Here is a 19,767-nt window from a genome sequence, read left to right as displayed (position 1 = left end):
GCGATCATCAGCGGGTCGCCGCGCGCCCGTCAATCGCGGCTGAAACTTTCATGAAATGTCCCGGATGCCATGATGGACGGCATGTTGAAGGCTGCGGGGCTGGACGAACTGGAGGAACGGGTCTACCGGGCACTCGTACGAGCGGGCGAGGCCGACACCGCGGGCCTGGCCGCCGAGCTGGGCGCCGGGGAGACGGAGGCGGGCCGCGCGCTGGCCGGGATGCGCGAGTCAGGGCTGGTCAGAGAGGTGGCGCCGGGCAGGTTCGCGCCCGTGGCGCCCGAGGTGGCGCTGGGACCCCGGCTCGTACGCGGCCAGGAGGCCATCGACTGGGCCCGCCAGGCGGTCGAGCAGCTCTCGGAGGAGTACCGCGCGAGTGCCCGCAGGCGCGACGCCCACCGCCTGATCGAGGTGCTGCCGAGCCGGGCCGCGCTGCGCGAGCAGGTACGCCACCTCCAGGACAGCGCCCGCGAGGAGGTCCTGTACTTCTGCCGCGCCGGCCACGTGGTGATGCCGTCGCAGGACAACGACGAGGAGCTGCAGGCGCTCGGCAGGGGTGTGGGCTATCGGGTCATCTACGAGCGGGCCCTGCTGGAGGAGCCCGGCATGGTCGCCAACGTGGCGTACGGGATCAAGCTGGGCGAGCAGGCCCGCGCCGTACGGACGCTGCCGGTGCGGATGATGATCGCCGACCGGGAGACCGCGCTGCTGCCGCTGGTCCAGCACGTCGGCGGGATGACGGAGCTGACGGCCGCGCTGGTGCGCGACAGCAGCCTGCTGGAGGCGCTGATCGCGCTGTTCGAGGCGCAGTGGGAGCGGGCGACGCCCATCAGGTTCTCGGAGGACGGCCAGGTGGCCGACACCGGGTCGTGCCCCCTGGACGCCGACGGGCTCTATCTGCTGTCACTGCTGGTGGCCGGCGTGCCGGAGAAGACGATCGCGAGCCAGCTCGGGCTCAGCCTGCGTACGGTGCAGCGCCGCGTCTACCACCTCATGCGGCTCGCGGGCGCGCAGACCAGGATGCAACTTGCCTGGCATGCGGCCCGCGAGCACTGGTTGTGATCGGTCAGCGCACGCCGTACGCCCTGGTCACGGTCTGCTCGAACCGGCTGCCCCGGTCACCCGTCACGGTGACCCGCAGCGAGACGCCGATGTCGGTGCGCTTGTGCGCGACGAGGGCGGAGTAGCGGCCCTGGCCGAGCGGCAGCACCGGGATGCGCTTCCAGGTCTTGCCGTCGTCGTAGGACAGCTCGGCGCTCAGCGTCCTCGCCCCCTTGGCGGTGAAGCCGAGCGGGACCGGGAGCGTCCTCGGCACCCTGCCTTCGAGGTCGGCGGGGATCGTGTAGTCCACGCCGAGCAGCGGCAGCTCCTTCGTGCCCTCGGCGCGGCCCGACCTGAACGTCCACGCGGACTCGGTCGCCGTCGCGTAGCGCCAGTTCTCGGAGGTGCGGGTGGTGGACAGCTCCATGCGGTATTCGGCGTCCTGCTCGGTGGCCGGGTAGGTGCCGCTCAGCGTCGCGCGCTCCTCCTCCAGCTCGCCGTCGCGGTAGAAGCGGGCGGCGGTGGTGTCCTTGTCGCCGCTGCCGCCGGCGTACCCGATGTGCCCGGCGGCGTCCACGAACTCGGGCACCTCGACGCTCAGCACGTCACCCGTACGGCTCGCGCTTCGCGCGACCGGCCGGACGACGGGCGCGAACCAGGTCTCCCTGACCGTCTCGCCCGCCCGGTACGTCCGGGGCACGTCGGTCAGCCCGCCGCGCAGCCGCGAGCTGGACTCCCAGGTGAGCATGTGCTGCACGATGTGCTGCCACTGGGTGTCGCCCGAGCTGACGTACTCGGCCCTGCGGTTGCCGGTCGGCAGGTAGCGCTGGGTCTCCATCTGGCTGTCGAGGCTGTACTGCTGCCAGGGCCGCCAGCCGAAGCGCTGGTCCTTGCCGTACCGCTCGCCGCCCGACTCCTGGTAGTGGGAGTCGACGAGGGCGGTGTTGCGCCAGTTCACGTCATGGACGATCTTCTGGGGCACGTGGCCCTGGGAGACCTGCATGACCTCGTACAGGTACGGGGTCTGGAAGCGGCCCGTCACCCGCAGCGTGCCGCCGCCCTTGCGCACCCGGTCGAGCAGCACCTGGCCGCGGTCGTGGGTGATCATGAGGGTGGGCAGCGGGTCGCGGGCGCCCGTGGGGTTCCACGGCTGCCACATCGCGCGGCCGTCGGGGCCGACGACGATCACCGCCACCGCGCCGGCCGCCTTGAGGTCGTCGATCTTGTTCGACCAGTCGCCGAACGAGCTGCTGGTGATGACCGCGGCCTTGCCCTTGAGCGTGCCGCCCGCGTCGCCGTCGGCGAGCTTCCAGTGCTGGGTGCCGGAGATCTCAGGAGACCTGATCGTCGGTCTGACCACCAGGTCGTCGCGGCCGAGCCGGGCGCTCACCCGGGGCGCGGCGAGCTGCCAGCGGGAGGCGAACTCGAACGTGCCGTTCCTGACGGGCGCCGTCGGGGTGACGGCCAGGCCCTCGACGGACGGGAAGTTCATCGCGCCGAGCGCGATCTTCCTGTTCCCGTACGTGCGGTAGGTGAAGTAGGTGGCGATGCCGTCCTGGATCACCGGCTGCGAGGTCCTGATCTCGACCGGCACGGCGGTCCTGGCGTCGAGCACGACCTCCATGTCCTGCTGCAGCTGCAGCTCGGGGAAGACCATCAGGGTGTCCATGGGCAGCTCGTCGCTGGTCTCGCCCATGATGGCCTGGGTGTGGTAGACGCCCTCGGGCATCTCCACCGTCCAGCCCTCGGCCTCGTCGAGGATGTAGCCGTAGGCGTCGTCCCTGCTGGAGGCGCCGTACATCATGATCACCGGGACGCGGGACGGCTGGCCGTCGCGGCCGATCGCGGTGAAGTGGACCTTGTGCATCTTGCCGCGCCTGGTCAGCGCCAGCGTGGTGTGCGCGAGCGCGGAGCCGTCCGCGGTGGTGGCGGTGACGTAACCGGCGTGCCTGCCGTGCTGGAGCTTCGCGAGGTCCACCTGGAGGTCCACGGTGGCGCTCGCGCCCGGCTCGATCGTGACGGTCGTGGCCGACAGGGTCAGCGCGCCGTCGCCGGGGGCGGTGCCGTCCAGGTTGGACAGCGCAGGGGTGAGCGTCAGCGTGGCGGGGGAGTCGCCGGCGTTGCTGTAGGTGATCGTGCCGGACGGGACGGCGGTGCCGCCGTCCTCGAACACGCCGAGGCTCAGCGAGGCCGTGGCGGTGACGGTCTGGCGCAGGGCGCGCGTCACGTCGAGGCGGCCGCCGCCCTGCTCGAACGGGGTCTGCCCGTCGATCGTCCTCGCCGTGGACACCAGGGCGTCCTTGAGCCGGCCCGCCTTCCAGTCCGGGTGGCGCTGGGCGAGGATGGCCGCCGCGCCCGCCACGTGCGGCGTGGCCATGGACGTGCCGTCGAGCCGGGTGTAGAGGTCGTCAACCGGGGTGCCCAGGGTGGTGCCCGAGGCCCTGGCGGCGGTGATGTTCACACCGGGCGCGGTGATGTCCGGCTTGATCGCCTCGTCCAGGCGCGGGCCCCGGCTGGAGAAGGAGGCGAGCGCGTCGTCGCCGTCCACGGCGCCGACGGTCAGCGCCGAACTGGCCGCGCCGGGGGAGCCGACGGTGTAGTCGTCGCCCTCGTTGCCCGCCGCGATCACGAACAGGCTGCCGGTCTCCTCGGTCAGCCGGTCCACCGCGACGCTGAGCGGGTCGGTGCCGTCGGTCGCGCCGCCGCCGAGGCTCATGCTGACGATGTCGGCGCCGCTCTCGCGCGCCGCCCACTCCATGCCGGCCAGCACCTGCGACTCGGTGCCGCTGCCGCGCTTGTCGAGCACCTTGCCGATGGCCAGCTGCGCGCCAGGGGCCACGCCCTTGCGCTGCCCGCCGGCGCCGTTGCCGGTGCCCGCCACGGTCGCGGCGACGTGGGTGCCGTGGCCGTGCTCGTCCTTCACCGACTCGTCGTCGGTGAAGTTCCTGGTCTCGGTGATCTTGCCGGCGACGTCGGGGTGGTTCTCGTCGATGCCGGTGTCCAGCACGGCGACCTTGACGCCCGTGCCGTCGTAGCCGTCCTGCCACGCCTGCGGCGCACCCACCTGCGGGACGCTGTGCTCCAGCGTCGCGTGGACCTTGCCGTCGAGCCACACCTTGGCCAGCCCGTCGCGCAGCCTCGGCTCGCCCGACGCGCTCCACAGCGTGGGCAGGTCGTCCTTCTCGGCGCGCATCGTGGCGGCGTTGACGCTGCGCAGCGTGACGCCCTTCGCGGCGCCGTCGCGGTAGGACAGGATGAGCGGCAGCACGTCGCTGCTCTCGTCGTCGTAGCCCTGCTCGATCAGCTCGCCGACCGAGAACAGTCGCTCGTCCACGAGGCCGCGCGACAGGTACGGCACCATGTCGGCGGGCGTGACGACCAGGTCGCCGTTCTCCTCGCGGGTGAAGAACCTGACGTCCTCGCGGCCCTCGGCCGGTTTCACGGTCGCGGCGCGCTTCCCGCCGGCGAACTCCTGTACGGTGACCACGTCACCGGTGATCAACGTCACCCGGTGCTGCTCCCCGCCGCCCGGCTGGCCTGGCTCCGCGGCCTGGGCCGGAGCCGCGAGCAGCGCCAGGCCCACGCCGGTGGCGGCGAAGAGGGGGATCCATCTCATGAACGAACCGATCTTTCGTGCGGCTTTACCCGTTCAAGAGAATGGGGGATCCTGCCGGTCAGAAGCAGTCGAACAGCCTGGTCAAATGACGACATGTCGCGAACATGACAGCAGGGCTGGAGCTCAGTTGTACTTGTAGAGTCGGGTGGCCTGGCGCCGGCCGCCGTCGAAGAGCGAGGCGCGATACATGCTGATCGCCAGGTCGCCGTGTTCCGCCTTGCCGCAGGTGCCGGTGCCGGCGAGCTGGTGGATCTCGAAGCGGGCGGTGGGGTCGCCGGCGATGAAGTACTCGGCGCGGGCCTGGAAGCGGTCGGCGCGGGTGTCGCAGGCGTAGACGAAGGTGGGACGCTCGCCGAAGCAGAGGGTGGCGCCGCCCTTGGTGGAGGTGCAGATCTCGGACTTGGCGCGGGCTGCCGCCGGGGTGGTGCGGGTGTCGCGCTTGACCGGGTATTTGGCGACGTTCCTGACGGTCTTCCAGCGGCCGTACTTGACGCGCTTGCCGCCGCGGTAGAGCGCGGCGCGGAACGTGATCGTCTTGCCGATCTCCCTGCTGCCGCGCACCTCGCCGTTGCGGGCCAGGTTGTGGATGACGTACTTGGTGCCGAGGTAGCCGTTCAGGTAGTACTCGACGGCCGGGTGGTAGCCGTCGTCACGGGTGTCCTCGACGGTGATGCCGGGGCGGGCGCTCCCGTCGGGGCCCACGCACGCCTCCACGCCCTTGAGACGCGCGCACACCGGCTCGTCGTCCGTGGTGCCCGTGGCGGCGATGGCCACCGGCGTCGGAGACACCGCCGCCGACGGTACGGCCGCCACCGCCCCGTCGGCGCTCAACGCGGTGGCCGCCAGTACGACCGCCGCCAGGATGGTACGACGTAACATCACCGAACCCACCAACCTCTCGTGTCACTTCCTGCCATGCCTGGATGTGACGCGAAATACCGGAGGAAGGTTCCGGACAAGCGCGGACGGCGGTGACCGGCCCCCCACCCGTCGGGCCGGTCACCGCGACGCCTGCCTGGTCAGGCCGGCAGCTCCCGCCGCTTGGGGGTCACGCTGGCCAGCAGCAGGAGCAGCGCGGCCTGGGCGAGCATGCCGGGCGCGAGCGGCGGCGCGCCGCCGACCGACTTCGTCAGCGCCGACCACCACTGCGACAGCGGCGACAGCGAGTCCCAGTCGGGATCCATCGCGCCCATGCCGTGGTTGGCCACCACGTGCATGAGGACGCCGTACGCCGAGGCCAGCAGCACGATCACGGCGAGCACGCGCACCACGGTGAGCACGGGCCCCGCGTCGCGCAGGGCGAGCATGAGCAGCGCGACCGCGAGCAGCGCGATGGCCACCCAGGGGATCAGCTGGGGCGGGGTCTGCCAGTGGCGCTCGAAGGCCAGCTCGAGAGCGGCGCCCACGAGGCCGATCGCCACCAGGGCGAGCAACCCGAGCCGCAGCATCGCGGTGCCTGCGGATCCGCGGCGGCGGCTGGGCCGCGCGGTCGTTCGTGAGGAGGTTGAGGTCATGTGCGGGGACCACCGTCCGGTACGAGGGGTCTTCGTCCCCTCCAAGGTCGCCGTGCATCCTCAGATATTTCTCAGTGGAATGTGAAGATCTGGTGAGAAGTGCAGCTAGGAGGGCCTGGTGGCGAGGTCGAAGGCGCGTACGAGCTCGTCGGCCCCGGCCCGCGGATCGTCCGACAGGGCGAGCGCCTCGATCGACCCCCGCAGCGCCGCGCTCATCACCTCGGCGTCGAACGCACGGAAGGCCCCCTCCCGCTGCCCCTCCGCGAAGAGCTCGGCGGGACACCACCCGTCGGAGCCCGACTCGGAGGTGTTGCAGACGATCTGCCGCAGCGCCCGTACGCGCTCGGGCCGGGCGGCGGCGAAGTCGAGCCGCCCCCTGATGTACGCCGACAGCCGCTCCCGCACCCCCGAGACGCCCGAGGCCGCCCGGCGGACGAACGCCGCCTCCTCCTCCCGCACCACCCGCGCCACGGTCGCCAGCAACTCCTCCTTGTCGGCGAAGTGGTAGGAGATCAGCCGCTTGCTGCTGAGCCCCGCCTGCCGGCAGATGGCGTCGTAGCTGGTGCCCGCGAACCCCCGCCGCGCCAGCACGGTGATCGTGGCCGACGTGATCTGCGCCCGGCGCACCTCGGACACCGGCAGGCGCCTCGCGGGGACTCCCATGCCTGCACACGTTCCACGCCGCGGCTCGCGACATCCCCAGGGACGCTTAAAGCGCGGATTTCTCTGGTTCACGCCTCCGATGCGCCTACCCTGGTACGCGCCGCACCGGAGACTCCCGGAGAGACCCCCCATGGCCAAATCCACGCCCCCGCAAGCCACCCACGAGCCGGGCACGTACGCGGGCGCCCTCGCTGGTGACCCCGACGCCCCCGCAGGCCCCGTGACCAGGGCCGACCCGGCCACGGCCGAGCGGGTGCCGTACCGAGGCACGCCGGCCGCGCGGCGGCAGCTCGCCGGGCTCGCCTTCGCCGCCCGCAGGCTCGCGCGCGGCGACGCCGGCGCCGCGCCGGCGGTCGCCGTCGTGTACGTGGCGGGCGGCGACGAGGAGCTCACCCTGCGCCGCGTGCACCAGGCGCTGCGCGAACTCGGCGGCGACGTCGTCAGAGGCAGCGTGATCTTCACCGGCAGCCTGTGGCAGGCGGTGCTGACCGTCTTCAAGCGACAGGCCGGCGCCGAGCGCGTCGAGTCGGCGGTCGGGCTGGCCGTCTCGGCGGGGGAGAACAAGCTGTACTTCGAGACCCAGGCGGCGATCACCAAGACCAACGCAGAGGCGATCGCCACGCTGCTGGACTCGCTGGGGGACGCCACCATCGGCCTGGTCTTCGTCGGCAACCTGCTGGCCATGAAGATCGACGGGACGACCGTCGGCATGGAGCTGACCCCGCGGCAGGCGGCCTACCTGCGCGACAATCCGGCGCTGCACCGAGACCCCGCCGCGGCTCTTGAGGCCATGGAGCGCATACGCGTACAGGGGGCCTGACGCGCCGCGGCCGGAGGTCGGTGGCTCACATGTTGATCATGTGACCCGCGAGCCCGTGGACGGCCTCCTTGACGGCCTCGCCGAGCGTCGGGTGGGCGTGGACGTTGCGCGCCACCTCGTGCACGGTGAGGTCCCACTGCTGCGCCAGCGTCAGCTCGGGCAGCAGCTCGGTGACCTCGGGCCCGATCAGGTGGGCGCCGAGCAGCTCGCCGTGGGTGTCGTCACTGATGATCTTCACGAAGCCGGCCGTCTCGCCGAGGCCGTGGGACTTGCCGTTGGCGGTGAACGGGAACTTCGACACCTTCACGTCGTAGCCCAGCTCGCGGGCCTGCGCCTCGGTGTAGCCGAAGCTCGCCACCTGCGGCTGGCAGTAGGTCGCGCGCGGGATCATCACGTAGTCGAGCTCCATCGTCTCGGCGTTCGCGATGGTCTCGGCGGCGATGATGCCCATCGACTCGGCCGCGTGGGCCAGCATCAGCTTGGCCGTGACGTCGCCGATGGCGAAGATGTGCGGCACGTTGGTGCGGCACCGGCCGTCGACGGCGATCGCGCCGCGCTCGGTCAGCTCGACGCCGGTCTTCTCCAGGCCGTAGCCCTCGACCCGCGGCTGGAACCCGATGGCCTGCATCACCTTGTCGGCCTCCAGCACCTGCGTCTGGTCGCCGCGCGTGACGGTGACCTTGACGGAGGAGCCGTTGTCCTCGATCGAGTCGACGCGGGTGGAGGTCAGCACCTCGATGCCGAGCCGCTTGTAGCGCTTGGCCAGCTCGGCCGAGACCTCTTCGTCCTCCAGCGGCACGATGCGGTCGAGGAACTCGACGATCGTCACCTTGACGCCGTAGTTGTGCAGCACGTACGCGAACTCGACGCCGATCGCGCCCGCGCCCGCGATGATGATGCTGCTGGGCAGCTCCTCGGAGAGGATCTGCTCCTCGTACGTCACCACGCGCTCCGACAGCTGCGTGCCGGGGATGAGCCGGGTGGTCGCGCCGGCCGCGATGATGCAGTGGGAGAACGTGATGGTCTCGCCGTTGACCTGGAGCGTGTTGGCGTCGAGGAACGTGCCGCGCCCGTCGTACTCCGTGATGGCGTTCTTCTTCATCAGGTAGTGAACGCCCTTGACCCGCCCGTCGGCCACCTTGCGGCTGCGCTGGAAGGCCGCGCCGTAGTCGAAGGTGACCTCGCCGCTGATGCCGAAGGTCTTGGCCTCGTGGTGGAAGATGTGGGCGAGCTCGGCGTTGCGCAGCAGCGCCTTGGACGGAATGCAGCCCACATTCAGGCAGACGCCACCCCAGTACTTCTCCTCGACGACCGCGGTGCGCAGGCCGAGCTGGGCGGCGCGGACCGCGGCCGTATAACCTCCAGGACCCGCGCCGAGGACGACGACGTCATAGTGAGTGCTCATGAGTCGGACCATACCGCCCGGGCGTACCTGCCCCTGACCTCAGACCTCCACCTTGTACGGCAGGCTGAGCTCATCTGCGGGAACGCCCCGGATGCCCCAGTTGTGTGTGGGCATCTCGATGATCGTGATCTCGACGTCCTCGGGATCGTACCCCGACCTGGCGTAGATCTCGCGAATCAGCGCCTTCTTGGCCTCGGTGCTGCGCCCGGTGAAGCAGACGATCTCGATGATGAGATAACGCTCACTCCGCTGCGGGCAGACGAAGTCGTCGGCGTCGAGCAGCAGGAACCGGTGGAACCGCTTGTCCTCGGGCAGCCCCCACGCCTTCACCAGGCACGCCTGGATGAGATCGGAGACCTCACGCTGCCGCCCGGCCCACACGTCCCTGCGGCCGTACACCTTCACCTGCGCCATGCCGCCACTATAGAGGGCGTGATCCGCATACTCCTGGCCGACGACGAGGCCATGATCAGAGCGGGGGTCAGGGCGATCCTCGAATCCGACCCCGAGCTGGACGTCGTGGCCGAGGCGGGCGACGGCAGGCAGGCGGTCGACCTCGCCATCAGCCACCACCCCGACGTCGCGCTCCTCGACATCCGCATGCCGCGCCTCGACGGCCTGGCCGCCGCCGCCGAGATCCGCAGGGCGGCGCCCGGCACGGCGGTGGTGATGCTGACCACGTTCGGCGAGGACGACTACATCGCCAAGGCGCTCGACGTGGGCGCGAACGGGTTCCTGCTCAAGTCGGGTGACCCGCGCGAGCTGCTGGCCGGCATCCACGCGGTCGCCGAGGGGGCCGCGTACCTGTCGCCGAAGGTCGCCCAGCGGGTGATCGCGCAGCTGTCCGGCGGGCGCATGGCGAAGGGCGCGCAGGCGCGCGACCGCATCGAGGTGCTCACCGAGCGGGAGCGCGAGGTGCTCGCGCTGCTCGGCGGGGGCCTGTCCAACGCGGAGATCGCGCGCGAGCTGCACATCGTGGAGGGCACGGTGAAGGCGTACGTGAGCGCCATCCTCACCCGGCTCGACGTGCGCAACCGCGTGCAGGCCGCGATCATCGCCCACGAGGCCGGCTTGGTAGCCTGACGCGTGATGTATCGCCTCGTGTTCTCGCAGGTCTTGCGGCGTTTCGACGCCGAGGCCGTGCACCGACTCACCGTGAGCGCCCTCGCGCTCCTCGCCCGGCTGCCGCTGCTCAAGCGGCTGCTGCACCGGGCGTACGCGCCGCACGACCCGGCCCTGCGCGTGAGCGCGTTCGGCGTGCACTTCCCCGGCCCGCTCGGCCTGGCCGCCGGCTTCGACAAGGACGCCGCCTGCGCCGAGGCCGTCGCCGCGCTCGGCTTCAGCCACGTCGAGGTGGGCACCATCACCGCCCACGGCCAGCCGGGCAACCCGCGCCCCCGCCTGTTCCGTCTCGTACGCGAGCGCGCGGTGATCAACCGGATGGGCTTCAACAACGCCGGCGCCCACGCCGCGGCCCGCAGGCTGCGCCGCCCGCGCGGCGTGCCCGTCGTGGTCGGGGTGAACATCGGCAAGACCAAGGTGATCCCCGAGCCGGGCGCCACCGCCGACTACGTCGCCGGCGCGAAGAAGCTCGCCCCGCTGGCCGACTACCTCGTGGTCAACGTCAGCTCGCCCAACACCCCCGGGCTGCGCGACCTCCAGGCCGTCTCGCTGCTGCGGCCGCTGCTCACCGCGGTCAAGGAGGTCTGCGACGCCACCCCGCGCCGCACCCCGCTGCTCGTCAAGATCGCGCCCGACCTGGCCGACGAGGACGTCGACGCGGTCGCCGAGCTGGCCATGGAGCTGGGCCTCGACGGCATCATCGCCACCAACACCACGATCAAGCACGACGGCGAGCGCGGCGGGCTGTCGGGCCGCCCGCTCAAGGCCCGCTCGCTGGAGGTGCTGCGGCGGCTGCGCGCCAAGGTCGGCGACCGGCTCACGCTGGTCTCGGTCGGCGGCGTCGAGGACGTCGACGACGTGTGGGAGCGCATCCTCGCCGGCGCCACCCTCGTCCAGGGCTACACCGGCTGGATCTACGGGGGCCCGCTGTGGGCCGCCCGCATCCACCGGCAGCTGCTGCGCCGGGTCCGCCGCCACGGCCTGAGCTCGGTCATGGAAGCCGTCGGCCGTACGGCGTGATCTAAGGTGGGCCGAATGATCAGACCCGTGACGCTCACCGGCGGCGTGGTCATGCGCCTGGCGACCGAGCAGGACGCCGAGGCGCTCGCCACCGCCTACCTCCGCAACCGCGACCACCTCAAGCGGTGGGAGCCGCGCCGCTCCGAGGGGTTCTTCACCTTCGCCGGGCAGGCCGAGGGACTCAAGGGCCAGCTCCAGGCGCACGGCAGGGGCCAGGTGGTGCCGTGGCTGCTCTGTGACGGCGAGCGGGTGGTCGGCCGCATGACGCTCAGCAACATCGTCCGCGGCCCCTGGCTCAGCGCCGACGTCGGCTACTGGATCGACGCCGAGTACAACGGCCGCGGCCTCGCGACCGCGGCCGTGCGCGAGGTGTGCAGGCAGGCCGACCAGGAGATCGGCCTGCACCGCGTCGCGGCCGGCACCCTGCTCGACAACGCCGCCTCGCAGAGCGTGCTGCGCAAGTGCGGCTTCGAGCCGTACGGCACCGCGCCGGACTATCTGGAGATCGACGGCCGCTGGCAGCACCACCTGCTCTGGCAGCGCATACTCAACGACCGCCCGGCCTTCTGACCTTCAGCTAGAGGCTGGGCCTGGTGGACTCGGCGTCGTGGGTCAAGGCGTCGATGCGCTCCATCACCTCGGTCACCCGCACGGTGGAGGGGCGGTGCGGGCGGCGGCGCTGCCACGGGTGCGGCCCCGCCGCCGGACGGTACTCCACGCCGAGCGCGTCCAGCCGCCCCAGGTGCTCGCCCAGGCGCCCGTCGAAGTCGTCGCCCGCCGCGCCGGCCCACGCCACCTCGGCCAGCGCGCAGGCCCTGGGCCACATCCGGTAGTCGACGGTCCGCGGGTCGGGCACCCGCTCGGTCCACAGCTGCGCCTGCACGCCGATGACCCGCGCCCGCTCCTCGTCGCTCCACCCGGCCGGCGCGGGGTCGAACGCGGCGACGTCCGCCACGGTGATCGCGTCGCCGATCGCCATCGGCTCGTCCGGCGAGCCGGCCTCGGCGTAGTCGAAGTAGAGCGGGAACACCGGCGTGGCCACCACGTCGTGCCCGGCCGCGGCGGCCCTGCGGCCCACGTTCATGCCGCGCCACGGCATGACGATCGTGTCTTGCCGCAGCCCGCCGCTCACGAACGCCTCGTCCCACACCACGGCCCGCGCGCCCCGCTCAGCCAGCACGTCGGCCAGCCGCCGCAGGAACCACGCCTGCAGCTCCACCACGCCGCCGAGGCCGAGCGACTCCCGGTACGCGGTGATCTCGTCGGAGGCCGCCCACCGGTCGAGCACCACCTCGTCGCCGCCGATGTGCACGTAGGGGGTCTCGCCCAGCGCGCCGATCAGCTCGTCGAAGATCGCGGTCAGGAACTCCACGGTCGCCGGCAGCGGCGACAGGATCGCGGGGGAGATGCCCCACCGGTCCAGCACGTCATGGGGCTCACCCGTGGCCCCGAACTCCGGATAGGCCGCCAGGATCGCCGACGCGTGCCCCGGCACGTCGATCTCCGGCACGATCGTCACGTGCCGCGAGCGCGCGTACGCGGCCAGCTCGGCCAGGTCGTCGAGCGTGTAGTAGCCGCCGTGCGGCACCTCGTCGTACGCGTCGGGCTCGCGGTAGTGGTTGACCGCCGTCCGCGGCCGGTGCGAGGAGACCTCGTGCAGCAGCGGATAGGCCCGGCTCTCCACCCGCCAGCCCTGGTCGTCCACGAGGTGCAGGTGCAGCCGGTTGAGCTTGTGCACCGCCATCAGGTCGATCAGCCGCAGCACCTCACGCTTGGGGAAGAAGTGCCTGGCCACGTCGAGGTGCAGGCCGCGCCAGGCGAAGCGCGGCGCGTCCTCGATCCGCACCCCGCGCACCGGCCACGAGGCGCCGGAGGAGAACCGGTAGGCGGCCGGCGGCAGGAGCTGGCGCAGCGACTGCGCCGCGTAGAACGCGCCCGCCGGCCCGCCCGCCACGATCTCCACACCCCGCGACCCGACCGTCAGCCGGTACGCCTCCTCGCCCAGCCCGGGGTCACGGCGCACGTCGATCTCACCGGAGTCGCCGGGCAGCGGGTCGAGCCCGGCCAGCGCCGTGCGTACGGAGGCGACCAGGTCACCGGAGACCGTGGGAGAGGCCGTCAGCTCGAAGGAGGAGGAAAGGTCACGAAGCAGCTCTGGGCGAGGAATCATGCTTGCAGATAGTGCTGCAATCCGTTCGCCAGCGCCACAGCGATCTTCTGCCGGAACTTCGGGTCACGGAACTTGGCCGCCTCGGTGGCGTTGCGCATGTTGCCGGCCTCCACGAAGATCTTCGGCACCGTCGACAGGTTGAGCCCGCCCAGGTCGCTGCGGTAATCGAGGGCCTTGCGCCCGATGTAGGTGGAGTAGGGCAGCCCGGTGCCCCTGCGGAAGGCGTCGCGTACGGCCACGCCCAGACTGCTGGAGTCGTCCACGACCTTGTCGACGGGACCGTTGATCTTCTTGGGCATGATCACGTGGAAGCCCCTGTTGGCCGGGGCCGAGCCGTCGGCGTGCACCGAGATCGCGGCGTCCGCCTCGGCCTTGTTGCCGATCGCGGCCCGCTCGGTGATGCACGGCCCGACGCCGTCGTTGCTCGAGCGGGTGAGCTTCACCGTCGCGCCGCGCTTCTTCAGGATCTTCTGCAGGCGCTTGGAGACGTCCCAGGTGAAGGCGGCCTCGCTGTAGCCGTCATTGGTGGAGGTGCCGGTCGTGTCGCAGGCCTTCATCTGCGTCAGCACGTTGACCTTGCGGTTGATCTCCTTGGGCGCCCGGTAGTTGCCGCCGTTGTGGCCGGGGTCGATGACGACCACCTTGCCGTCGAGCGGCTTTGCCTCGGGCGGTGCGTCCTTTGCCTCGGGCGGTGCGTCCTTGGCCTGAGTGGCGGCGGGTGCCTGACCTGCCGTGGTCGCTGGGGCGGCCTGACCTGCCGCGGCGCCACCGGTGCCGGTGCCGCCACACGCGGAGGCGATCAGGCCGCAGACGGCGAGGACTGTGGCTGGTAGAGCACGCATGCCGTCCAACTTACGGCAATCCACGCATGCGAACTCGACTTATGCCAAGCGCGGCGTGCCACGGCACGCCGTACGTCCTCACCAGACGCGCTCGCCGGCCTCCTGACGTTCGAGCAGGGCGGCGAGCTCCCGCGCGTCCTCGGCGTCGAGGCCGAGGACGACGCGGGGACGGCCCCACGGGTGGTCGAGCGAGTGGGCGACGTAGCTGGCGACCGACTCCGCGGCGCCGTCGGTGCCCCGTCCCCTGCCCGCCCGCCAGTGCCCCCAGGCGCGCTCTAGCTCGGCGGCGGCGCGCTGGGCGCAGGACACCAGTTCCGGATCACGCATAGCTGTTCCCCCGGATCAGATCGTGGCCGGATCGGATCCGGCCACACCTAGCATGACCCTGCCGAGTAAACCGCCGTGTGGCGCCGCCGCCACACGGCTTGACCCAGGTTTGATGCTCTCTTAGGCGGGTCCCGTGCTCCGCCGGACGATCAGTTCAGGGCGTACCTCCCGCAGGCGTGCGACCTTGCCGGGATCGCCGATCCTGTCGCTCAGCAGCGCGGCCGCCGACCTGCCCATGGTGCGGCGAGGCTGGTCGACGGAGGTGAGCGAGATGTGCCGGGAGGCCGACAGGTGGGTGTTGTCGTAGCCGACCACCGAGAGGTCCTCGGGGACGCGCAGGCCCAGCTCGCTCGCGGCCGACAGCACACCGAGCGCGGTCACGTCATTGGCGGCGAAGATCGCCGTGGGCCTGGGGTCGCGGGTGAGCAGCGCGAGCGCCGCCTCCCTGCCGCCCTCTTCCGTCGAGTCAGCGGCCTCGACCATGATGTACGGCGCCAGCGAGTGCCTGCGCATCGCCACGAGGTAGCCCTCGCAGCGCGACGCCCGCCGGCCTTCGATGTGGGCGATGCGCTTGTGGCCCAGCTCGACCAGGTGGTCGATGGCCAGCCGCGCGCCGAGCTGGTCGTCGTCGACCACGATGTCGACGCCGTCGAGCTCGATGTCACGTTCCCCCACGACGACCGTGGGGGTGTAGGCGGTCGCCTCGATCAGCGTCTCGCTGGTCGGGGCGATGCCGAGCAGGACCAGCCCGTCGACCCTCAGCTCGAGGAAGGCCTCCACGGCCTCGTCCTCGAACGCGGGGTCCCATTGGCTGTTCCCGATCAGCATGCGCAGCCCGTCGCCGTGCAGGCTCTCCTGCAGGCCGTCGAGGAACTCCGCGTAGAACGGGTTGTGCAGGTCGGCGACCAGTGCGCCCACCAGATGGGTACGTCCTTCGACCAGGCTCCGCGCGACCGCGTTGGGCCGGTAGCCGAGTTCGCGGGCCGCCTGCAGCACGGCCTGGCGCCGGTGCTCGCTCACGTGCGGGGATCCGCGCAGCACGAGTGAGACCAGCGATTTGGACACGCCGGCTCGTTCGGCGACGTTACGGATGGTCGGTCTGGGCCGAGGCAGCGCGTCTACCTCTCTTAGCTCAGGGATGGTGGATGTGTTGACGGGCGGTCCTGACATGTGTCTCCCCCGCGATGCGGATATGGGCACCTGTCTCACCAAACGATCGAGTTGACCGCAGGGTACGGCCTGCGTCACGGATTGCCGCAACCTGTCGCGTAACGGGCGCGGGACGTGCGGGATCCCGGCGGGGGCCGGTCGGATACTGTGCTGGGGTGACACCCGGGAAGTCAGCCGAGACGGCACGGCCGGCTCGGCGCAGGCTCAGTGTGGACCGCCGCCGGGAAGAGCTCATGGCGGCGGCGCTGGAGTTGTTCTCCACCCGCGACGCGGAAGATGTGTCGATCGACGACGTCGCATCGGCGGCGGGGGCTTCGCGGGCCCTGGTCTACCACTACTTCGGTGGCAAGCAGGAGCTCTACGTGGCGGCGCTGAGAAGCGCGGCGGAGCAGTTGGAGTCGCGGCTGCGGCCGCAGGAGGGCGGCAGTCCGCTCGACGAGCTGGCCTCCGGGCTCAGGCGCTATTTCGACTTCGTCGAGGAGCACGCGGCGGGCTTCGCGGCGCTGCTGCGCGGCGGCCCCGCCAACAGGACGGGCGAGGTGGGGGAGATCGTCGACGGCGTGCGCCGCCGGCTCTTCCTCCTCATCCAGAAGCAGATGGGCGTCGAAGAACCGAGCCCGGTGCTGCGCACGACCCTGCGGTCGTGGATCGCCTCCGTCGAGACCGCCGGGCTCGACTGGCTGGAGCATCGCGACATCGACCGGCCCACCCTGGAGAAGCTGCTGGTCGACCAGATGGTCGCGCTGCTCGGAGTCGCCGCGTCGCATGACGGCGGCGTCGCCGGTTTACTCGACCGGCCGGCGTAGCGGCGGAGGGCGTGACACGTCACGGAAGAGTGGCGCCGGGCGGGCGGCGCCAACTTCCATCCGACGTCTCGTCGTCACAGTGGTGGACCCGGCCCAAATGGCGACCCGGTCCACCCCCATCAAACCCCCCTGAGGTCCGTGACGACCTTCCCGCTACTCGGAGCGCTGCTGCGGAATGCCCGCGAGCAGCGCCCGAACCTCGGTCTCCCGGTAACGCCGATGACCGCCCAGGGTACGAATCGACGTCAACTTGCCCGCCTTGGCCCACCGCGTAACGGTCTTGGGGTCGACCCTGAACATGGTCGCGACCTCAGCGGGCGTGAGCAGTGGCTCGGCCTCGGGTGTACGAGCTGACATTTGTGCGGCCTCTCCTCCGTGTGGACCGGCTTGCGATCCTGTGACTGCCTTTGCGCGTGTCACGGATGTCCCCCTATGGCGCAGAGCGTGCGGCTTTTCTGAGCCATATGCGGCATCACCCGATGTGACCATACCGCCACTCAGAGCGATTGGCGAGCCCTTCTTTGACCCAGCTGCCCGCCCCCGTGGCCATGTCACGCTCGGTGATTCTAGCGACACGGTTCGTGGTATCGCAGTGAAAACGGCAAACTACTCAGTTCGCAGAAGAGAGCAGCCGCGAGACGTGACCTACTCATGCAGGTCAGACGGCCGTATTGGGGCTCAGTTGGCAGATTCCAGCAGTTGCATTGACTTCCACCGCAGGATGACCCTCTGGTACATGGCGTAGGCAAGTTCTTCTTGACCCGTGTCCAGTCCCGTCAAAGCGGCAGAAAGCTCCGCAACCGACTGGTCGGCCTGCAGCGCGTCGTCGTCCATCAGGTGGACGAGACCGCCGTAGTCGAGCTCGACGAGGGAGTGCGGGTGGAACTCCTCCAGCCACCTGGCGATGTCCTCGACCTCAAGATTGGCCGCCGCGTCGCCCAGATGCCGGCGCAGCACGTTGAGTGCGCGGGCCGCCCGCCTCCTGGCCTGTGCCATGGAGGTGACGTAGATGAGGTTACGGCCCGTAGTGGTCGTCACGTCCTGTCCCGGGTTGGCGGAGCCGAGCACCAGCCAGCGCTCGTTCCCATCAAACGGCACGAACCACGACGGCGGCACATGCCACGCCGTGGTGCGGATGTGGGTGCGCAACGCGGCCGAACCGGCCTTCCTCTTGTACCGGTCGAAGTCGTCGGCCGTCTGGTCGGCGATCGCCTTGGGCACGAGGTGGTCCATGATCTTCTGGGGTGTGGTGCCACGAAGCCGTGAGAACGCCAGCCACGAGCGCAAACGTGTCTGCCAAGGACAGACATAGAGACGGTCCTCAACGCGCCGCAGATAGGCGTTGGGGCTCTCCTGGGCGGGAACGGGTTGAGGGGGCGTGCCGAGCAGACGCATGACCGACTCGCCATGCTCCGCATTGAGCGCGTTCGCGCGGCGCGGGCGGTCACGTGAGTCGGCGTAGTCGGCCCACACCTTGCGCTCGGACTCGGCGAACGCGGTCAGTGGCTCATAGACACGGAGGTAGGCGGCATAGGGCAGCACGGAGGCATCGTGTCACGAAGCGAACCTGCGTGCACCGTCGGTCTCTTACTACTCTGTGAGGTGATCTCCGCCGCGAAGGAGCGGTGGACCGGACAGGGAGTCACTACCGTGACCGACGTCTTCGGAGCGTCCCACAAGGACGTCCACGAGCAGGTCGTCTTCTGCGCCGACGAGCAGAGCGGCCTGCGTGCCATCATCGCCATCCACAACACGGCCCTGGGCCCTGCCCTCGGGGGCACGCGCTTCTACCCGTACGGCAGCGAGCAGGAGGCCCTGGCCGACGTGCTCAACCTCGCCAAGGGCATGGCCTACAAGAACGCGCTGGCCGGCCTCGACCTGGGCGGAGGCAAGGCCGTCATCATCGGCGACCCGGCCCGCGACAAGAGCGAGGCGCTGCTGCGCGCCTACGGCAGGTTCGTCCAGTCGCTCGGCGGGCGCTACATCACCGCCTGCGACGTGGGCACCTACAGCGAGGACATGGACATCGTCGCCCGCGAGTGCCGCTTCGTCACCGGCCGCACGGTGGCCCACGGCGGTGCCGGCGACTCCTCGATCCTCACCGCCTTCGGCGTGTTCCAGGGCATGCGCGCCTCCGCCGAGCGGGTCTACGGCACGCCGTCGCTGCGCGGCAGGCGGGTCGGCGTCGAGGGGGTCGGCAAGGTGGGCCACCGCCTGGTCGAGCTGCTGCGCGAGGACGGCGCCGAGGTCGTGATCTGCGACGTCTCGCCCCAGGCGATCGAGCGGGTGCGGCTGCGTCATCCCGAGGTCGACGTGGTGGCCGACGCGCGGGCGCTCATGACCTCCGACATCGACGTGTTCGCGCCCTGCGCGCTGGGCGGCGCGCTCGACGACGACTCGGTGGCGGTGCTGCGCGCCACGATCGTCTGTGGCGCGGCCAACAACCAGCTCGCCCATCCCGGCGTCGAGAAGCAACTCGCCGAACGCGGCATCCTCTACGCGCCCGACTACGTCGTCAACTCCGGCGGCGTGATCCAGGTCGCCGACGAGATCGGCGGCTTCGACATGGAACGCGCCAGGTCGAAGGCGGCCCAGATCTACGACACGACTCTGAAGATCTTCGCGATCGCGGCCGAGGAGGGCGTTCCTCCCGCCGTGGCAGCGGATAGGCTGGCCGAGCGCAGAATGTCGGAAGTCGGGCGTATTCGGGCCATTTGGCTGGGCCACTGACGCCCCGCGCCCATACGACGTACCGAGCTGGGCACAAAACAGGTACGGTAATAGGCGAACGATAGGCTGACGCCCAAAGTCAGGCGGCGTCAGTGAGTGGTGCGTTAGCGACGAGGGGTCGGGGACGACCCCACACGAGGGGGTCGAGCCAATGGGGCGCGGCCGAGCAAAGGCCAAGCAGGTCAAGGTTGCTCGCCAGCTGAAGTACAACAGCGGTGGCACGGATCTTGACCGTCTTCGCGACGAACTCGGGGTCGGAGACTCCAGCCGCAATGACGACGCCGACGACCTCAACGATGAGCTGGCTGATCGCTATGCCGATTACGCCGATGACTATGGCGCCGGAGACGACGACGATGGCCGTACGTCCGGCCGCCGATAGCCGTTCTCCTGGTTGCTGCGACCGGTTGGATTGACCGGTTGATGTGATCGAGGGCCCGGCGTGGGCACGCCGGATTCTCGCTCACGCTCGTCGGGCCCCACGGGTGACCGTGGGGCTTTCGTCACGTTCTTCAGCACAATGG

Annotated in this window: 20 protein-coding genes; 8 read left to right on the top strand and 12 right to left on the bottom strand. The window is 70.6% G+C overall.

Annotation, left to right across the window (positions count from 1 at the left end; translation table 11 throughout):
• The first annotated feature begins 81 nt into the window (after positions 1-81).
• The gene (locus tag AB0K12_RS45620; protein WP_364575107.1) at positions 82-1,059 is read left to right on the top strand and encodes a helix-turn-helix domain-containing protein; all 978 of its coding nucleotides are present in this window, start codon (positions 82-84) and stop codon (positions 1,057-1,059) included.
• A 4-nt stretch (positions 1,060-1,063) separates the two neighbouring features.
• Here the strand turns inward: AB0K12_RS45620 and AB0K12_RS45615 are convergent, their stop codons facing one another.
• The 4 genes from AB0K12_RS45615 to AB0K12_RS45600 form a co-directional block, all read right to left on the bottom strand.
• On the bottom strand, positions 1,064-4,654 hold the full coding sequence (locus tag AB0K12_RS45615) for a S8 family peptidase (RefSeq protein ID WP_364575105.1): 3,591 nt from the start codon (positions 4,652-4,654) through the stop codon (positions 1,064-1,066).
• 123 nt (positions 4,655-4,777) lie between these two features.
• The gene (locus tag AB0K12_RS45610) at positions 4,778-5,533 is read right to left on the bottom strand and encodes a hypothetical protein (RefSeq protein ID WP_364575103.1); all 756 of its coding nucleotides are present in this window, start codon (positions 5,531-5,533) and stop codon (positions 4,778-4,780) included.
• A 140-nt stretch (positions 5,534-5,673) separates the two neighbouring features.
• Positions 5,674-6,168, bottom strand: a complete 495-nt coding sequence (locus tag AB0K12_RS45605) for a hypothetical protein (RefSeq protein ID WP_364575101.1) — start codon at positions 6,166-6,168, stop codon at positions 5,674-5,676.
• 105 nt (positions 6,169-6,273) lie between these two features.
• Positions 6,274-6,831 (bottom strand): TetR family transcriptional regulator, encoded by a 558-nt coding sequence (locus tag AB0K12_RS45600; RefSeq protein WP_364575099.1) that lies wholly within the window; start codon positions 6,829-6,831, stop codon positions 6,274-6,276.
• Positions 6,832-6,961: 130 nt separating this feature from the next.
• Here AB0K12_RS45600 and AB0K12_RS45595 point away from each other — a divergent pair, with 130 nt between their 5' ends.
• The gene (locus AB0K12_RS45595; RefSeq protein ID WP_364575097.1) at positions 6,962-7,651 is read left to right on the top strand and encodes a hypothetical protein; all 690 of its coding nucleotides are present in this window, start codon (positions 6,962-6,964) and stop codon (positions 7,649-7,651) included.
• Between the two features lie 25 nt (positions 7,652-7,676).
• On the opposite strand, the gene lpdA is transcribed toward AB0K12_RS45595, so the two are convergent.
• Both lpdA and AB0K12_RS45585 read right to left on the bottom strand, forming a co-directional pair.
• On the bottom strand, positions 7,677-9,056 hold the full coding sequence (lpdA, locus tag AB0K12_RS45590; RefSeq protein ID WP_364575095.1) for a dihydrolipoyl dehydrogenase: 1,380 nt from the start codon (positions 9,054-9,056) through the stop codon (positions 7,677-7,679).
• 39 nt (positions 9,057-9,095) lie between these two features.
• A complete protein-coding gene (locus tag AB0K12_RS45585) occupies positions 9,096-9,470 on the bottom strand; it encodes a tautomerase family protein (RefSeq protein ID WP_364384193.1) in 375 nt (124 codons plus the stop codon).
• A gap of 18 nt (positions 9,471-9,488) precedes the next feature.
• Between AB0K12_RS45585 and AB0K12_RS45580 the strand changes: the two genes are divergently transcribed.
• Genes AB0K12_RS45580 through AB0K12_RS45570 form a run of 3 tightly spaced genes read left to right on the top strand, consistent with a single transcriptional unit; the run spans position 9,489 to position 11,768 of the window.
• Positions 9,489-10,139, top strand: a complete 651-nt coding sequence (locus AB0K12_RS45580; RefSeq protein WP_364575093.1) for a response regulator transcription factor — start codon at positions 9,489-9,491, stop codon at positions 10,137-10,139.
• Between the two features lie 6 nt (positions 10,140-10,145).
• Positions 10,146-11,198 (top strand): quinone-dependent dihydroorotate dehydrogenase, encoded by a 1,053-nt coding sequence (locus tag AB0K12_RS45575; RefSeq protein WP_364575091.1) that lies wholly within the window; start codon positions 10,146-10,148, stop codon positions 11,196-11,198.
• Positions 11,199-11,213: 15 nt separating this feature from the next.
• A complete protein-coding gene (locus tag AB0K12_RS45570) occupies positions 11,214-11,768 on the top strand; it encodes a GNAT family N-acetyltransferase (RefSeq protein ID WP_364575089.1) in 555 nt (184 codons plus the stop codon).
• 7 nt (positions 11,769-11,775) lie between these two features.
• On the opposite strand, the gene AB0K12_RS45565 is transcribed toward AB0K12_RS45570, so the two are convergent.
• From AB0K12_RS45565 to AB0K12_RS45550, 4 genes are all read right to left on the bottom strand, one after another.
• The gene (locus AB0K12_RS45565; protein WP_364575087.1) at positions 11,776-13,368 is read right to left on the bottom strand and encodes a beta-N-acetylhexosaminidase; all 1,593 of its coding nucleotides are present in this window, start codon (positions 13,366-13,368) and stop codon (positions 11,776-11,778) included.
• Positions 13,365-14,210: an N-acetylmuramoyl-L-alanine amidase gene (locus tag AB0K12_RS45560; RefSeq protein WP_364575085.1), complete on the bottom strand. Its 846-nt coding sequence runs from the start codon at positions 14,208-14,210 to the stop codon at positions 13,365-13,367. Before AB0K12_RS45560 ends, AB0K12_RS45565 begins: the two co-directional genes overlap by 4 nt.
• A gap of 78 nt (positions 14,211-14,288) precedes the next feature.
• A complete protein-coding gene (locus tag AB0K12_RS45555; RefSeq protein WP_355412099.1) occupies positions 14,289-14,537 on the bottom strand; it encodes a hypothetical protein in 249 nt (82 codons plus the stop codon).
• 120 nt (positions 14,538-14,657) lie between these two features.
• Positions 14,658-15,629, bottom strand: coding sequence for a LacI family DNA-binding transcriptional regulator (locus tag AB0K12_RS45550; protein WP_355412852.1), 972 nt, complete (start codon positions 15,627-15,629; stop codon positions 14,658-14,660).
• 287 nt (positions 15,630-15,916) lie between these two features.
• Here AB0K12_RS45550 and AB0K12_RS45545 point away from each other — a divergent pair, with 287 nt between their 5' ends.
• Entirely contained in the window at positions 15,917-16,513 is a 597-nt protein-coding gene (locus AB0K12_RS45545; protein ID WP_345391410.1) for a TetR/AcrR family transcriptional regulator, read from the top strand.
• Positions 16,514-16,666: 153 nt separating this feature from the next.
• Here AB0K12_RS45545 and bldC read toward each other — a convergent pair whose 3' ends face one another.
• Positions 16,667-16,870, bottom strand: a complete 204-nt coding sequence (gene bldC, locus AB0K12_RS45540) for a developmental transcriptional regulator BldC (RefSeq protein ID WP_013133571.1) — start codon at positions 16,868-16,870, stop codon at positions 16,667-16,669.
• A 321-nt stretch (positions 16,871-17,191) separates the two neighbouring features.
• Positions 17,192-18,055: a hypothetical protein gene (locus AB0K12_RS45535; protein ID WP_364575082.1), complete on the bottom strand. Its 864-nt coding sequence runs from the start codon at positions 18,053-18,055 to the stop codon at positions 17,192-17,194.
• Between the two features lie 108 nt (positions 18,056-18,163).
• On the opposite strand from AB0K12_RS45535, the gene AB0K12_RS45530 reads away from it, so the two are divergent.
• Positions 18,164-19,243 (top strand): Glu/Leu/Phe/Val dehydrogenase dimerization domain-containing protein, encoded by a 1,080-nt coding sequence (locus tag AB0K12_RS45530; protein WP_364575080.1) that lies wholly within the window; start codon positions 18,164-18,166, stop codon positions 19,241-19,243.
• Between the two features lie 151 nt (positions 19,244-19,394).
• Complete coding sequence (locus tag AB0K12_RS45525; protein ID WP_080047438.1) at positions 19,395-19,625, top strand: DUF3073 domain-containing protein; 231 nt, start codon at positions 19,395-19,397, stop codon at positions 19,623-19,625.
• Positions 19,626-19,767: the final 142 nt, after the last annotated feature.

This window comes from Nonomuraea sp. NPDC049419, from assembly GCF_040676995.1.
Lineage (GTDB): Bacteria > Actinomycetota > Actinomycetes > Streptosporangiales > Streptosporangiaceae > Nonomuraea > Nonomuraea salmonea.
This window is presented reverse-complemented; position numbering and strand designations above follow the sequence as displayed.

Excerpts from the sequence above, each read along its gene's own strand:
- AB0K12_RS45620 (WP_364575107.1), top strand. The coding sequence starts at position 82 with ATGTTGAAGGCTGCGGGGCTGGACGAACTGGAGGAACGGGTCTACCGG.
- AB0K12_RS45615 (WP_364575105.1), bottom strand. The coding sequence starts at position 4,654 with ATGAGATGGATCCCCCTCTTCGCCGCCACCGGCGTGGGCCTGGCGCTG.
- AB0K12_RS45610 (WP_364575103.1), bottom strand. The coding sequence starts at position 5,533 with ATGTTACGTCGTACCATCCTGGCGGCGGTCGTACTGGCGGCCACCGCG.
- AB0K12_RS45605 (WP_364575101.1), bottom strand. The coding sequence starts at position 6,168 with ATGACCTCAACCTCCTCACGAACGACCGCGCGGCCCAGCCGCCGCCGC.
- AB0K12_RS45600 (WP_364575099.1), bottom strand. The coding sequence starts at position 6,831 with ATGGGAGTCCCCGCGAGGCGCCTGCCGGTGTCCGAGGTGCGCCGGGCG.
- AB0K12_RS45595 (WP_364575097.1), top strand. The coding sequence starts at position 6,962 with ATGGCCAAATCCACGCCCCCGCAAGCCACCCACGAGCCGGGCACGTAC.
- lpdA (WP_364575095.1), bottom strand. The coding sequence starts at position 9,056 with ATGAGCACTCACTATGACGTCGTCGTCCTCGGCGCGGGTCCTGGAGGT.
- AB0K12_RS45585 (WP_364384193.1), bottom strand. The coding sequence starts at position 9,470 with ATGGCGCAGGTGAAGGTGTACGGCCGCAGGGACGTGTGGGCCGGGCGG.
- AB0K12_RS45575 (WP_364575091.1), top strand. The coding sequence starts at position 10,146 with ATGTATCGCCTCGTGTTCTCGCAGGTCTTGCGGCGTTTCGACGCCGAG.
- AB0K12_RS45570 (WP_364575089.1), top strand. The coding sequence starts at position 11,214 with ATGATCAGACCCGTGACGCTCACCGGCGGCGTGGTCATGCGCCTGGCG.
- AB0K12_RS45565 (WP_364575087.1), bottom strand. The coding sequence starts at position 13,368 with ATGATTCCTCGCCCAGAGCTGCTTCGTGACCTTTCCTCCTCCTTCGAG.
- AB0K12_RS45560 (WP_364575085.1), bottom strand. The coding sequence starts at position 14,210 with ATGCGTGCTCTACCAGCCACAGTCCTCGCCGTCTGCGGCCTGATCGCC.
- AB0K12_RS45555 (WP_355412099.1), bottom strand. The coding sequence starts at position 14,537 with ATGCGTGATCCGGAACTGGTGTCCTGCGCCCAGCGCGCCGCCGCCGAG.
- bldC (WP_013133571.1), bottom strand. The coding sequence starts at position 16,870 with ATGTCAGCTCGTACACCCGAGGCCGAGCCACTGCTCACGCCCGCTGAG.
- AB0K12_RS45525 (WP_080047438.1), top strand. The coding sequence starts at position 19,395 with ATGGGGCGCGGCCGAGCAAAGGCCAAGCAGGTCAAGGTTGCTCGCCAG.